We start from the raw sequence: 14206 nt of genomic DNA, 5'->3' as shown, positions 1-14206 counted from the left end.
CTCGTCAGCGCAGTAGCGGTGGATGTCCGAGGTGTAGTCCCGCCCACTGGATTCCTGATCCAGCGCTCATGGGGCTGGACGGGCAGGAAACACGCCGGCCCGCCCTGGGGGTGGTGGGCGGGCCGACACAGGGAGGGGCTGGTCGGAGGTCAGGCGCGGGTGGACTCCGGGACCGTGTCGTGTTCCTCGCCGGAGGGCTGGGGCTGCTCGGGCGCGGACGCGAGGAACGCGCCGGGCAGGGTCAGCGCGGCGAGCGCGGCGACGGCGCTGAACGCGATCACCACCCAGTAGCTGCCGCCGTACGCCCCGGCCGGGTGGCCCGTGACGTCGTCGAGCCGCTGCTGCAGGGTGATGGCGATGACCGCGATACCGAGGGCTCCGCCGATCTGGTTGAAGATGAACAACGCACTGGTGGCCCGGGGCGCGCTGGCCTCACCGACGGCCTGGTACATGAACGCCATCGTGCCCGGCGCGGTGAGGCCGATGCCGAATCCGGTCAGCGCCAGGGCGAACGACAGCCATGCGGTGTTGGTGTCCGAGCCCACCTGCGAGAAGGCGAGCGCGCCGAGCGCGGTCACCGCCATACCGACCATCGAGGTCAGCCTCGCGGTGACCTTGGCTGCCGACTTGCCCGAGGTGATCGCGCCCACGGCACCAAGCACACCGGAGGGGATCAGGAGCAGACCCGCGTGCAGGGCGCCGAAGCCGCGGGACTGCTGGTAGTACAGCGGGGTCAGCAACAGCAGGGTGTTGGCGACGGCCCCGACGAAGAACATCGTGATGACGGCCATGGTGAAGCCGCGCTTGCCGAACATGCGCAGGTCGATGAGCGGTGTCACCGTCGTGCGCAGCGCGTGCACCACATAGCCGATGAGGAGCAGGACGCCCGCACCGAACGCGACGAGCACTTCGGGGGACGACGCGTCGCCGGAGTGGGCGGCGGTGGTGAAGCCGTAGACCAGTGCGGCGAAGCCGGGGGAGAGCAGCACCAGCCCGAGGACGTCGAGGCGTTCGTCCGGCCGGCCCCGGTGTTCGTCGGCGGGCAGGGTGCGCAGCGCGAGCACCAGGGCGATCAGGCCGATCGGCAGGTTGATCAGGAACATCCAGCGCCAGCTGACCGCGTCGACGAGCACACCGCCGACGACGGGCCCGAGGATCGGGCCGAGGGTGAGCGGCAGGGAGATGAGCGCCATCGCCTTGGCGACGCGCGCGGGGCCCGCGCGCGTGGCGAGCACGCTCTGCACCACGGGGACGATCATGCCGCCGCCGATGCCCTGGAGCACCCGGAAGACGATGAGGGACTCGATCGACCAGGCGAAGCCGGACAGCACGGAGCCGAGGACGAACAACGAGACGGCCACGAGCCACATCGTGCGGCCGCCGTACCGGTCCACGGCCCATCCGGCGAACGGTGTGGCGACGGCCACGGCGAGCAGATAGCCCGCAGTGACCCACTGGATGGTCGACAGAGGGGAGTTGAACTCGCCGCCGAGCGTCTTGAGGCCGACGTTGACGATCGTCTCGTCGAGCAACGCCATCAGCAGGGCGAGCAGCAGGACGCCGGCCATCCGCAGGAACGCCGGATCGAGCTTGTCGCTCGCCGTGGTGGATTCGGGTGTTCCGCTTGTCATGCGTACCGCCTGGATGTTGGTGGATAGTGACTTCCACCGTAGAGATAAATGCTGGTGCACGCATCTACTTTTGAGCCAGATCTTTGCTTGGTCTGTTCCTGGCCTGCCAGTTGGGGCAGAGTTGCCCGAGAAGGCGCCTGATGAATGCATGCGTACACAAGGACTGTGCATAAAGGCGGCTATAGTGGAGGAGGAGCGAACGAAGGGGAGGCGGACATGTCGGCCGATGAGCGTGCGGGACGTCCCGACGAGTTCGACCTGTGGCGTCGGCTGACGCTGATGGTGGGTCAGCTCAACCAGTCGCTGGAGCGGACGCTCGCGAGCGAGTACCAGATCTCGCTGCCCGAGCTGATGGTGCTCAACGAGCTCCGGTTCGGCCATGTTCGGGGCACGCGCGTTCAGGAGCTGTCCGCCGCGGTCGGGCTCGACCAGTCGTCCATGAGCCGGCTCGTCACCCGCCTGGAGAACAAGGGCTTGACCACCCGGGTCTCCTGCGAGCACGACCGCCGGGGCGTCTACTGCACGCTGACGCCCGAGGGTGCCGAACGCTGCGAGCAGGCGGAGGCCCGCTGCCGTGACGAACTCACGGGGCTGCTCGACGTCGCCTCGTTCGACGACCGCTGGGCCTCACTCGTCGCCCGCCTGAGGCACACCGCGGCCGGCGCCACCCCCTAGACCGCCCTCTCCTCACGGCCTCGATCGTGAAGGAGACCCGCATGAAACTGTCCGTCCTGGACCAGTCCGTGGTGCCGGAGGGCGCCACCCCGGCCGCCGCGCTGCACAACTCCCTGGACCTGGTACGCCTCGCGGACAGGCTCGGCTACCACCGCTACTGGTTCGCCGAGCACCACGCCACGCCCTCCTTCGCCGGCCCCGCGCCCGAGGTCATGGTCGCCCGGGCGGCCGCCGAGACCAGCCGGATCCGGGTGGGCTCCGGGGGAGTCCTCCTGCCCCACTACAGCCCGCTCAAGGTCGCCGAGGTGTTCCGCGTCCTCGGGGCCCTGTCGCCCGGACGGATCGACCTCGGTATCGGGCGGGGCACCGGTGCCGGCAGTATCGAGGCGCACGCCCTGGCGCCCGGCTCCGCGGTCGACGGCGAGGACGACTTCCCCCAGCGGCTCGCGGAGCTCCTGGCCTTCCTGCACGGTGGATTCCCCGATGGTCATCCCTACGGCCGCATCCAGCTCATGCCCACCGCCGGGGCCCCGGAGGTGTGGCTCCTCGTCGCCAGCACCGGCAGCGCGGAACGCGCCGCACGGCTCGGACTCCCCATCTCCGTCGCGCACTTCGGGCGGCCGCAGATCACCCGCTCCGTCGTCGAGGCCTATCGGGGGGCCTTCGACGGCAGGGGCGGTTCCAGGCCGCGCATCCAGATCGGGGTCGGGGTCTACTGCGGCTCTACCGAGGACGAGGCCCAGCGCGTCTTCGCCAGTCAGCGGCTGTTCAGGCTGCGCATGGGACGCGGGTTGCTGCTGCCGCTCCCGTCGCCCGAGGCCGCGCTGGACGGTCTGCGCGGAGAGACGGAGCCGCTCGCCGACGAGGCAGCCGACTGGCCGCGCTGCGTCGTCGGTGACCCCGACCATGTGCACAAGGTGCTCACCTCCATGGCGGAGGCGCTCGACATAGACGAGTTCATGGTGCTGTCCACCATCCACTCCCCGCAGGACCGTATGCGCTCCTACGAACTGCTGGCGCGGCGCTTCGGGCTGATAGACGGTCAGGCGATTGTGTCTTGAACTGGAGCTTCGACTGTTCGACTGACTGAGACCTGGATCACACGTCGGCGGTCAGGTGCGCGAGCGGGTCCTACTGTGGCGACCGTGCACGGCCGACCGTGCACAGGGGGAGCTAGCAGGCAGGTGTGCGCTTGAACGGAGAACGTGCTTCTACCGACTTCCGAATACTCGGGCCGCTGGCGATTCGTCTGGGGGGACGTGAACTGAGCGTCTCGTCCCCCAAGCAGCGAGTGCTTCTGACCTCGCTGTTGATGAGGATCGATCAGGTGGTCACCTCCGACGAACTCATCCGGCGGCTCTGGGACGACCAGTCGCCCCGGGACACCCGCGCCGCGCTGCACGTCCACACCACGCGGCTGCGGGCGCTGCTGAGGACACCGTCGGACAGCGGCGGCAGCCCGGTCATCGAAACCCACCCGGGCGGCTACCGGCTCGCTGTGGACCCGGCCGCCCTTGACCTCATACGCAGCCGCCGTGCCGCGGAAGAGGCCCGGGCCGCCCGCGGCGAGCGCGACACCGCTCGCGAACTAGCCGCTTTGGAACGCGCGTTGGCCGAATGGCGGGGCGACCCCTTCGAGACAATCACTTCCGTCTCCTTGCAGACGGAAGTCCTTCCACAACTCGTCGAGGAGCGTCTCAGCCTCGCCGAGCGACGCTTCGCGCTCGTGCTCGACCTCGGCGGCGGCCCCGACGTCATCCCGCAGATCCGCGCACTCGCCGCCGAACACCCCCTGCGGGAGCGGCTGCGCGAGTACCTCATGCGTGCACTGCGGTGCACCGGGCAGATCGCCGTGGCCCTGGAGGAGTACCGGGACTACTACCGCATGCTCGACCGCGAGCTCGGCCTGCCGCCGGGACAGGAACTCCAGGACCTGCACCGGCAGTTGCTCGCGGAGATCGGTGAACTCCCCGACCCCGCCGCACGTCGTGCCACGCCATCCGCGAGCGCCTCACGTGCCCCGTCCGCCCTGCGCCGGCCCGTGGGAGTGCCCACCGTCAACCCCGGCGCGCCCTGGGTCGTCCAGCGCCAACTGCCGCCCGGGGCCACCCACTTCGTGGGCCGCGAGGAACTCCTCGAAGACGTCGTGAACGCGCTCACCCCGGGGCAGCGAACCGCCGTTCCCCTGGTCAGCCTCGTGGGACCGCCCGGCATCGGCAAGACGGCCCTCGCCCTGCGCGCCGCCCACCGGCTCGGCTCCGCCTACCCGGACGGCCAGTGGTACGTACGTCTGCACGACCCCCGTGGTCAGGCCCGCCCGGTCCACGACGTCATCGCCGAACTGCTCTTCTCCTCCGGCGCGGACGTCTCCGCGCTGCCCGCCGAACGCCATCAGCTCACCGGAGTGCTCCGCAGCAGGCTGGCGGAGCGACGCGTCCTCATCGTCATCGACGACGTCAACGACAGCCAGCAGATGCACGACCTGCTGCCGGGCTCACCGAGCTGCGCCGTCCTGGCCCTGCACCGCGAGTACCGCCCCGACCTGGTCGCCGTCTACGGAGCCCGCAGCTTCACCCTCGACCTGCTCTCGCAGCGGGAGAGCGAGGAGGTGCTGACGGCGGTGCTCGACCGCCCGCAGAAGACGGTGTCCCGGAAAGCCGTCGCCGAACTCGTCGAACTGTGCGGCAGACTGCCGCTCGCCCTGCGTATCGCCGCCGGGCACCTCGCCGGCCGGCCCTGGCGCTCCGTCGAGTCCTTCGTGGAGGCACTGCGCGAGGGAGACCCGCTGGAACTGCTCGCCCTCGGCGACAGCCCCGCCACCGCCGTACGGGCCGCGTTCAGCGTGGCCTACGAGTCCCTCCCCGCACTGTCCCGGAGGTTCTTCCGGGTCCTCGGCATCGTCGGGGACATGGCCTTCACCACGCGTACAGCCGCGCAGCTCGCGGGCTGTGAACCGAGGCTGGCGGAGCAGCTCCTCGACAAGCTCGCCGCCGCCCAGCTGATCGAGGCCGAGGCCTGCGACACGTACCGCTTCCACAACCTCATCGCCCTGTTCGCGGCGGAGCGCGGTGTCGAGGAGGACAGTCCCGAGGACCGGCGGCAGGCGCTGAACCAGCTGTGCCGGTGGTATCTACTCCGGACGGACGAGGCCGTGCAGTCCTGCTACCCGGGCTTCCTGCGTGTGCTGCGGCCCAACCAGCAGGTCCCCGTGCGTGAGATAACCCCGCAGGCGGCCCAGGCGTGGCTGCAGGCCGAGCAGTCCAACCTGGTGGCCCTCGTCGTACGGGCCGCGGACGACGGGCTCGACGAGGTCTGCGTGCGGCTCGCCGACATGCTCCGCGGCTACTTCTCGCTGGGGCGGCTGCAGACGGACTGGCTCACGGTCGCCCAGGCCGGACTCCGCGCCGCGTCCTCACTGGGCGAACCGCGGCTGAAGGCGGGGATGCGGCTCAACGTCGGCCTCGCCCTCCAGGGACTCAACCGGCTGGGTGACGCCGCCCGCGAACTGCGCTCCGCCCACCGGGTGTTCATCCGGCTCGGCATCCACGACTTCGAAGCGGTCACCGTCAACGCCATCGCCATGAACCAGCTCCAGCGGCCCAACAAGGACATCGACGGCGCCGTCACCCTGCTGGAGCGGGGCCTGGAGATCAGCCGGCGGCTGGGACTGCGTCAGGTGGAAGCCCGCGGCCTGCTCTATCTCGGCATGGCCCGGCACAGCCAGGGCCGGCTGCGTGCCGCGGAGGCCCACTTCGCCCGCGCCGCCGCGATCCTCGATGAGGACGGGGCACGCCGCTCCCGGCCCGAGGTCCTGGCCCGGCTCGGTGCCGTCCACGCCGACCTGCGGGACTGGGACGCCGCCATGTCCGACCTCAGCGAGGCGCTGTCGCTCAGCGAGGAGTTCAACGCCCCGCACTCCTCGGTGCTCGCCTCCTCCGGACTCGCCCAGGTCTACGCCTGCAACGGCTATGTGGACCTCGCCCACCAGCACGCCGAGAGCGCGGCGGTCATCGCACGGGACCACGGCTATCTCGCCCCGGAGGCGAACGCGCGCACCGTGCTCGCCGGGGTGCACCTGATCCGGGGCCGCTCGGCCGAGGCCCGCGAGGAGTTCGGCCGGGCCCTGCGGATCGCGGAGAGCATCGGCCACCCGCAGGCCGAGGCACACTCGCTGATCGGCCTCGGCAGGCTGGAGCTCGACGAGGGGCGGCGGGCCGAGGCGTACGAACTCGGCATGCGCGCGTGCACCGTAGCCCAGCGCTCCGGGTTGCGGCTGCTCAGCGTCCAGGCCTCGGAACTGTGCGGGCGGACCGGTCTGGCCCCGGCACGCGTCGGCGCCGGCCCGGCCGAAGCCGATGCGGACCAACTCGTGGACAGGCAGCTGCCCGAGGGCTTCGACGGGCGGGCGCTGTTCCCTGAGTGCAATGCGTGACCCAGGTTGGGGGACGTGCGGCTTGGCGGTGATTTCGGGGCGTCGCGTCGCCGCAGTGTTGCGGCGAGATGTACGGCGCCGACGGGCGAGGACGCGTGAAAGGACGGTTCGGCCGGGGTGAAAGGCCGCCGTAAGGCCCGGGCGGCACGATGGTGCCCGCCCAGCAACCAGCCAGTCCTGGAGGCGACATGTACGCACGGATCCTCGGCCCGCTGACCCTCACCGACGGTCTGAGGCCCCTGACTCCGCGGGCCCCGAAACAGCGGCAGCTGCTGTCCCTGCTGCTCCTGCACGCCGGACAGGTCGTCACCGTCGAGGAGTGCGTGGACGAGCTGTGGGACGACGCGCCTCCGCACAGCGCGCACTCCACGCTGCAGACCTATGTCATGCAGATACGCAAGACACTCAGAAGCGCCGGCGGGACGGCCCCCGCGGACCTGCGGCTGGAGACCCGGGACCGCGGCTACCTGCTCGCCGTGGACCCCGGCCGGCTGGACCTGCAGCAGTTCGAGAAACTCGTCGACCAGGCGTCCATGGCCCGGATCGCCGGTGACCACGCCCGGGAGTCCGCGCTGCTGCACGACGCCCTCGGGCTGTGGACCGGCAAGGCCCTCGCGGACGTGACGTGCGGCCCCCTGCTGCGGATGCGGCTCAGCGGGCTGCACGAGACCTGGCTCGGCGCCCTCGAACAGCGCATCGACGCGGACCTGCGGATCGGCCGCCACCACCAGCTGATCGGTGAACTCAGCGTGCTCACCCGGCAGTACCCCACCTACGAGAACCTGTACGCCCAGCTCGTGATCGCGCTCCACCGCTCCGGGCGGACCGCCGACGCCCTGAAGGTCTTCGCGCGGCTGCGTCGGACCCTCAACACCGAGCTGGGCCTGGAGCCTTCGGCCCGGATGCGCGCCCTGCAGACCGACCTGCTCAACTCCGCCCCGCTGGCCGAGTCGGTGTACCTGCCCGCTCCGGGCGGCGTCGGCCCCGTCGCCCTGCGGCCCGCGGGCTGACCGGCCCGGCCGCGCCCAGTGGAGCCGGACTCCACGCCCGCTCCACCGGTGCCGCCGAACCTGGCACGGACAGCGCCCGACCGGCGACCCCGATCAGAGGGAGGAAGACCGTGACGCGGACCGCACCGTCGGACACGCAGACCGTGTCCCACATGGACTACGCGGCCATCATCCAGTTCTATGCCGGACAGGCACAGATGCTGGACGCCGGCCGGGCGGAGGAGTGGGCCGAGCAGTTCACCGAGGACGGGACGTTCGCCCAGAACGTGAAGCCGGGCGTGAAACAGGGCCGCGCCGACATCGCCGCGGGCATGCGCAAGGGCATCGACGCCCTGGCCGCGCGCGGCCTCACCCGGCGCCACTGGTTCGGCATGGTGGCCGCGGAACCCGTCGAGCCCGATGTCGTACGCACCCGTTACTACGCCGTGGTGTTCGAGACACCGCCCGGCGGGGAGCCGCGGCTGTATCTGAGCACGACCGCCGAGGACGTCCTCGAACGCGATGGCGACGGATGGCTGGTGCGCAGCCGGTACATCACCCATGACGGGACCGACGCATGAGCACGCTGTTCGACCCGGTCCCCTTCGGCGCGCTCGAACTCCCCAACCGGCTCGTCATGTCCCCGATGGGCCGCGGCCGTACCACCGTCGACGGCACCCCGCTGCCGGTCATGGCGGAGTACTACGCGCAGCGGGCCGGGGCCGGCCTCGTCATCAGCGAGGCGACCCATCCGAGCCCGGTCGCGGTCGGACACGCCCACAGCGTCCGGCTGCACACGGCCGAGCAGGCCCGGGCCTGGGCCGAGGTCGTCGACGCCGTGCACCGGCGTGGCGGGCGGATGTACCTGCAGATCATGCACGCGGGCCGGATCAGCCACCCGGATCTGCACGGGGAGACTCCGCTCGCGCCCTCCGCGGTACGGGCCGACGGAACCGCCCGGGTCTTCCGCGGCAAACCGGACTATCCGGTGCCGCGGCCGATGACCGAGGACGACATCGCCCGTACCGTCGAGGACTTCGCGCGCTGTGCGCGCACCGCCGCCGAGATCGGCTTCGACGGCGTCGAGATCCACGGGGCCAACGGCTATCTGCTGCACCAGTTCCTGGCGTCGGCGACCAACCGGCGCTCCGACGCCCACGGCGGTGACATCGCGGGCCGGATCCGGTTCGCCGTCGAGGTCGCCCGCGCCGTGGCCGCCGAAGTCGGACCCGAGCGGGTCGGGATGCGCCTGTCGCCGGGCTTCCCCCTCAACGACATGTCCGAGCCGGACCGTACGGAGACCTATCCGGCGCTGCTCACCGAGCTCGACCGGCTCGGCCTCGGCCACGTCCACTTCGTCGCGGGCAGCGACACCGATCTCGTACGGCGGCTGAGCCGTCTGTGGAAGCGCACCGTCGTCATCAACTGCGGTACCGGACCGCTCGACACCGACTCGACGCTCGCCGCCGCCGACCGGGCCCTGAAGGACGGCGCCCACCTGTTGTCCTTCGGGCGGCAGTTCCTCGCCAACCCCGACCTGCCCGAACGGCTGCGCACCAGGGCCCCGCTCAACGCCTGGCAGCCCCCGTTCTTCTACGAGGGCAGCGCCCGCGGCTACACCGACTACCCCGTCCTGAGCGACACCGCGCCCGATACCCCCGCCGTAACGGCCGCACACTGAGGAGACCATCATGGTCGTGTTCGTCAACAAGCTCACCCTGATCGGCGACGCCGAGGAGTTCGAGAAGCGCTACGAGGCCGTCGGCGCCTTCATGGAGACCCAGCCCGGGCTCATCCGCTACTCCCTCGTCCGGTCCGGCAAGGACTCCTCCGTCTACTTCAACCTCGCGGAGTGGGAGGACGAGGAGACCTTCCGCAAGGCCCTCGCCGAGCCCGAGTTCCGCAGCCGACTCGACGCGCTCACCGGTCTCATCAAGGGCGAGCCGCACCTCACCGTGCCCGTGCGCCAGGGACAGCCCGCCGCACAGCTCTGAGCCCGGACACGAGGAGCGGGGTGCGGGCGACGGAGCCAACTCCGCCGCCCGCACCCCGTCCCGTGGGTCCGTCAGAGGTGGATTCGTCAGAGCACTCCGCCGTCCACCCGCAGCACCTGCCCATTGATGTACGAACTGTCCGCCGAGGCCAGGAACAGCACCGCCCGGGCCACCTCGTCGCCGGTGCCGGGACGTCCGGCCGCGAGCGTCGGGGCGAGCCTCGCCCATAGCTCCTCGTTGCCGATCAGCGCCCGGCCCATGCCGGAGTCGATGTACCCCGGCGCCACACAGTTCACGGTCACACCGTCGGCGGCCAGCTCCAACGCGGTCACCTGGGTGAACGCCTCCACTGCCGCCTTCGACGCGCAGTACGCGGCGGCACCCGGCATGGCCCGCGAACCCAGCAGGGAGGACATGGTGATCACCCGCCCGCCGGGCGACTCGCTCACATACGGCAGGGCCGCCCGTACGGTGTGGAAGACGCCGTGCAGATTGGTGTCGACGACCTCGGTCCAGTGCTCGACGGACAGCCGTGCGACCGGTCCCGGCCGGCTCAGGCCCGCGTTGGCGACCACGATGTGCGGCCCTCCGTACCGTTCGTGGACGGTGTCCATCAGCGTCCGCATCGAGTCCGGCGCCGTCACGTCCGCCTTCAGCACCACGACACCGCCGCCCGGATCCTCGGCTGTCTCCCGGGCCGCGGCGACCACCGTGGCGCCCTCCGCGGCGAGTGCGAGCGCCACGTCCCGGCCGAGCCCCCGGGTGCCTCCGGTGACGACGGCGGTCCTGCCACACAGTTTCATCTGTCCTCCACAGCTTCGGCTTCGGGGCCTTCGAGGCCCTGCCGAGCGTTGGCGGCCCGGCTCGTGCCACGGCGGAGCGGCACTGGAGACGACGCCCCGGCGGTCCAGCGGATCTGGAGTGCCGCTCGACCGGGCCGGGAAACGCTCGGCGCCATGGACTTCTCCGCGACCTCAGGCCAGGCACCTCAGCGGACGCCCTCCGTTGAAGGCGATCATCTCCCGCATGGCCGGGGTCGACGGGATGTGGCCGCCGTGCACCCCGCCCGCCGCCTCCTGGAAGGCGCGGTGGAGATTGCCGACCAGGCGCTCCCGGTCCAGGAGCGCCGCGAACGCGCCCTCGTCCGCGCGCCGCGCCGTCTCCAGGGGGCTCAGCCCGTCGGCCAGACCCCGCTCGGCCAGGCCGGACACCCAGCGCAGGTACTCCTCGACCGAGTCGAGGAGTTCGGGCCCGCCGACCGAACCGTGGCCGCCGACCACCACCCGGGGACGCAGAGCCCGCAGCCGTGCCAGGGCCTCCAGGGATCCGGCGAGCGAGCCCATCAGCACGAACGGCGCCGCTCCAGAGAACACCAAGTCCCCTGCGAACAGCACCCGTTGTTCCGGCAGCCACACCACCAGGTCGTCCCCCGTGTGCGCGACGCCCGGGTGGATAAGCCGCGCGGTGATGCCGCCCAGGTGCAGCGTGGCACTCTCGCCCACGGTGAACGTCGGCAGCACCGTCGGGGTGTTCCCCCAGTCGACGTCCGGCCACAGCGACTGCAACGCGGCACCCCTGCGCAGCAGTTCGGCGGGGCCTCCCTCGTGGCTGACGAGATCGGTATGTGGGCCGGCGAACACGTGGTTGCCGAACGTGTGGTCACCGTGGTGGTGGGTGCTCACCACGATCCGGCGCGGCCCCGGGGCCAGCGCGTCGACGGCGTCCCGCAGCGCCAGCGCCCGTTTCTCGGTGGCCGCCGTGTCCACCACGAGCACGGCATCCTCGCCCACCACTATCCCGGCGTTGTTCACGCACCAGCCGCCCGGCGCCTGGACGTACGCGTGCACCCCGTCGGCCACCGTCACCACTGTCCCCGACACAACCCCTCCACCTGCTCGACGTGATCCGTGCTCCCGACGCCCCATTGCGCCGCCTGCCGGTGGAGGGCGGCTGGAGCAGCCGGAGAAGACCGGAAAAGAGAGGAACCGCGATGGAATTCGGCGTGCTCGGGGGGCTGTCCGTCACGGACGACGGCGGCCGCCACCTGCCGACGGCGCCCAAACAGCGGCAACTGCTCGGCCTGCTGCTGCTCCACGCCAACCAGGTCATGCCGGTCCACACCTGTGTGGCCGAGATCTGGCGCGACCATCCGCCGCTCAGCGCGGCGACCACGCTCCAGACGTACGTCATGCATGTGCGGCGGCTGCTCGCCCGGCTGCCGTCCGTCGCCTCACGCGCCGCCGCCCGCGACCGGCTCAGGACTGTCGGCCAGGGCTACCTGATGGTCGTGGGCCCCGGTGAACTGGACCTTCTGCGCTTCGAGGACCTCGTCGAGCGAGCGGGCCGGGTACCGATGGGCGACGACGCGGCGGTCGCCGGACTGCTGCGCGGCGCCCTCGCGTTGTGGCACCGGCCGGTCCTCGCCGACGTACGCACGGGCCCGGTGCTCCAGTCCGCGGTCACCCACTGGGAACGGCGCCGGCTCGAAGTCCACGAGGCATACCTGGACGCACGGCTGCGCCTCGGGTGCCATCGCGAGGTCCTGCCCGAGCTGGCGGTCCTGACGCGCAGCCACCCCACCCACGAACCCCTGCACGCCCGCTACATGACCGCCCTCTACCAGGTCGGCCGGGTGGGCGACGCCCTCGATACCGCGACCCGGCTCACCCACCGGCTGGTCGAGGACCTGGGCGTCGCCCCCGGGCCCGTCATCCGCCGTCTGCAGTCCGTGATCCGCGACGGCGGCAGCATGCCCGTCCCCGCTCTGTCCGTCCCCGGCCGCCGGCCAGCCTGAGGAGGCCCCGTGCCCGTACCACTGCAACGCGACCCCGACCTGACCCGAGCCGTGCTCACCCACTGGTTCGGCACCCGCTCCGCGGAGATCGACGCGGTCGAACTCGGACCCGTCACCGTGCCCAAGGAGGCCGGGTTCTCCGGAGAGATCCTGCTCCTCGACGTGGAGTGGACGGTGGCCGGCGTCCGCCGCAGCGAGCCCCTCGCCATCCGCGTCGCCCCGACCGGACACCGGGTCTTCCCCGAGGACTCCTGGGCCGACCAGGTACGTCTGCTGCGCGTGCTCGGCGACACCGGACTGCCCGTGCCGAAGGTGCTGTGGGACGAGCCGTCCGCCGAGTTCCTGGGCGCCCCGTTCCTCGTCATGGAACGCGTCGACGGGCAGGTCCCCGCCGACCTGCCCTCGTACCACCGCCAGGGCTGGCTCGCCGGACTGGAGCCCGCGGCACGCGCCGAGGTGTGGAACGGGGGAGTGGACGCGCTCGCCTCCGTCCACCGCCTCGACCCCCGGGCACTGGGGCTCGAATTCCTCGACCGGCCGGAGTTCGGCGCCCGGGGGACCGGCCAGCTGCTGCGGCACTTCACCCACCATCTCGACTTCTACGGCGCCGGCGGCAACGCCACTGCCGAGGCCGCGCTGGACTGGCTGCGCGGCAACCTGCTCGACGACGCCGGACCGCCCGCGCTGTTGTGGGGGGACGCACGCATCGGCAACATCATCTACTCCGGTACCCGGCCCGCGGCGCTGCTCGACTGGGAGATGGCGGCGCTCGGCCCGCCCGAGGCGGACCTCGCCTGGTACCTGCACATGGACCGCCACCTCAGCGAGGGCATCGGTGCCGCACGCCTCGCCGGACTGCCCGACCGGGCCACGACGGTGGCACGCTGGGAGAGCGGCACCGGACGCCGTGCCCGCGACCTGCCGTACCACGAGGTGTTCGCCGCGTACCGGTTCTGCGTCGTCACCGCCCGCGTGGCCCGGCTCCTCGACGAGAGCGGGATCCTGCCGCCCGGTACGGACTTCCCGCTGCACCGCAACGCCACGGCGCTGCTCGCGAAGGTCCTCCGGGAGGTGTCCGGAACCTCCGTGGCGGATGACGCCTCCAGGGAGCATGGACCAGCCCTCCAGAGTGCGTGGCCAGCCTTGGCGCGGAATGGAGGAGGCGCGGAACATGGCGATCGATGACGAGCTCTTCCGGGCGGTGTTCAGCGCGCACCCGGCCGCGGTGTGCGTCGTCACCGCACTGGATGCGGAGGGCCGGCCGAGCGGCCTGACCACCAGCGCCGTCACCTCCCTGTCGAAAGAGCCACCGCTGCTGCTGGTCTGCCTCGGCACGGAGTCGCGGACCCTGCGGGCCATCCGGCACTCGGGCGGCTTCGCGGTCAACTTCCTCGCTGTGCACACCGAACAGCTCGCGGAGCGCTTCGCGGGCAAGAGCACCCAGAAGTTCGAAGGGCTCGACTGGCGGCCGTCCGACCGTGCGTCGGGGGCACCCCTGCTGCCCGCGCCGCACGTCAGCGCGGTGGCCGAGTGCGCGGTCCTCCGGGAGATGCCGGCCGGCGACCACTGCGTCCTGTTCGGCCGGATCGAGGACGCGGCCGTGTCGGGCCGTGCGCCGATGCTCTACCACCACCGGGACTACATCCACCTGCCGGCACCCGTTCTCTCCGCGCCCGCCGCGTCCGACTAGC

13 protein-coding genes are annotated in these 14206 nt (G+C 71.5%); 10 read left to right on the top strand and 3 right to left on the bottom strand.

The genetic code is table 11. From position 1 onward, the window contains the following. Positions 1-149: 149 nt before the first annotated feature. The gene (locus AB0J04_RS07690; protein ID WP_363167446.1) at positions 150-1631 is read right to left on the bottom strand and encodes a DHA2 family efflux MFS transporter permease subunit; all 1482 of its coding nucleotides are present in this window, start codon (positions 1629-1631) and stop codon (positions 150-152) included. 216 nt (positions 1632-1847) lie between these two features. Between AB0J04_RS07690 and AB0J04_RS07685 the strand changes: the two genes are divergently transcribed. From AB0J04_RS07685 to AB0J04_RS07655, 7 genes are all read left to right on the top strand, one after another. After that, positions 1848-2306, top strand: a complete 459-nt coding sequence (locus AB0J04_RS07685; RefSeq protein ID WP_363167445.1) for a MarR family transcriptional regulator — start codon at positions 1848-1850, stop codon at positions 2304-2306. 41 nt (positions 2307-2347) lie between these two features. Further along, positions 2348-3367, top strand: a complete 1020-nt coding sequence (locus tag AB0J04_RS07680; RefSeq protein ID WP_363167444.1) for an LLM class flavin-dependent oxidoreductase — start codon at positions 2348-2350, stop codon at positions 3365-3367. 125 nt (positions 3368-3492) lie between these two features. Then, on the top strand, positions 3493-6738 hold the full coding sequence (locus tag AB0J04_RS07675; RefSeq protein WP_363167443.1) for a BTAD domain-containing putative transcriptional regulator: 3246 nt from the start codon (positions 3493-3495) through the stop codon (positions 6736-6738). Positions 6739-6926: 188 nt separating this feature from the next. After that, entirely contained in the window at positions 6927-7748 is an 822-nt protein-coding gene (locus AB0J04_RS07670) for an AfsR/SARP family transcriptional regulator (protein WP_363167442.1), read from the top strand. A gap of 110 nt (positions 7749-7858) precedes the next feature. Continuing rightward, positions 7859-8308 (top strand): nuclear transport factor 2 family protein, encoded by a 450-nt coding sequence (locus AB0J04_RS07665; RefSeq protein WP_363167441.1) that lies wholly within the window; start codon positions 7859-7861, stop codon positions 8306-8308. Then, a complete protein-coding gene (locus AB0J04_RS07660) occupies positions 8305-9408 on the top strand; it encodes an alkene reductase (protein WP_363167440.1) in 1104 nt (367 codons plus the stop codon). Before AB0J04_RS07665 ends, AB0J04_RS07660 begins: the two co-directional genes overlap by 4 nt. Before the next feature lie 10 nt (positions 9409-9418). Then, positions 9419-9721, top strand: a complete 303-nt coding sequence (locus AB0J04_RS07655) for an antibiotic biosynthesis monooxygenase family protein (protein WP_363167439.1) — start codon at positions 9419-9421, stop codon at positions 9719-9721. Positions 9722-9807: 86 nt separating this feature from the next. Here AB0J04_RS07655 and AB0J04_RS07650 read toward each other — a convergent pair whose 3' ends face one another. Together AB0J04_RS07650 and AB0J04_RS07645 are read right to left on the bottom strand one after the other, a co-directional pair. Continuing rightward, complete coding sequence (locus AB0J04_RS07650) at positions 9808-10524, bottom strand: SDR family NAD(P)-dependent oxidoreductase (RefSeq protein ID WP_363167438.1); 717 nt, start codon at positions 10522-10524, stop codon at positions 9808-9810. Positions 10525-10695: 171 nt separating this feature from the next. Then, positions 10696-11601, bottom strand: coding sequence for an MBL fold metallo-hydrolase (locus AB0J04_RS07645; protein ID WP_363167437.1), 906 nt, complete (start codon positions 11599-11601; stop codon positions 10696-10698). 110 nt (positions 11602-11711) lie between these two features. Here AB0J04_RS07645 and AB0J04_RS07640 point away from each other — a divergent pair, with 110 nt between their 5' ends. The 3 genes from AB0J04_RS07640 to AB0J04_RS07630 are packed head-to-tail and all read left to right on the top strand — an operon-like array spanning position 11712 to position 14205. Continuing rightward, entirely contained in the window at positions 11712-12515 is an 804-nt protein-coding gene (locus AB0J04_RS07640; RefSeq protein ID WP_363167436.1) for an AfsR/SARP family transcriptional regulator, read from the top strand. Between the two features lie 9 nt (positions 12516-12524). Further along, entirely contained in the window at positions 12525-13700 is a 1176-nt protein-coding gene (locus AB0J04_RS07635) for a phosphotransferase family protein (protein WP_363167435.1), read from the top strand. Next, the gene (locus AB0J04_RS07630; protein WP_363167434.1) at positions 13687-14205 is read left to right on the top strand and encodes a flavin reductase family protein; all 519 of its coding nucleotides are present in this window, start codon (positions 13687-13689) and stop codon (positions 14203-14205) included. Before AB0J04_RS07635 ends, AB0J04_RS07630 begins: the two co-directional genes overlap by 14 nt. The last annotated feature ends 1 nt before the right edge of the window (position 14206 follow it).

It is taken from the genome of Streptomyces sp. NPDC050263, assembly GCF_040655955.1.
In the GTDB taxonomy this organism is placed as follows: domain Bacteria; phylum Actinomycetota; class Actinomycetes; order Streptomycetales; family Streptomycetaceae; genus Streptomyces.
This window is presented reverse-complemented; position numbering and strand designations above follow the sequence as displayed.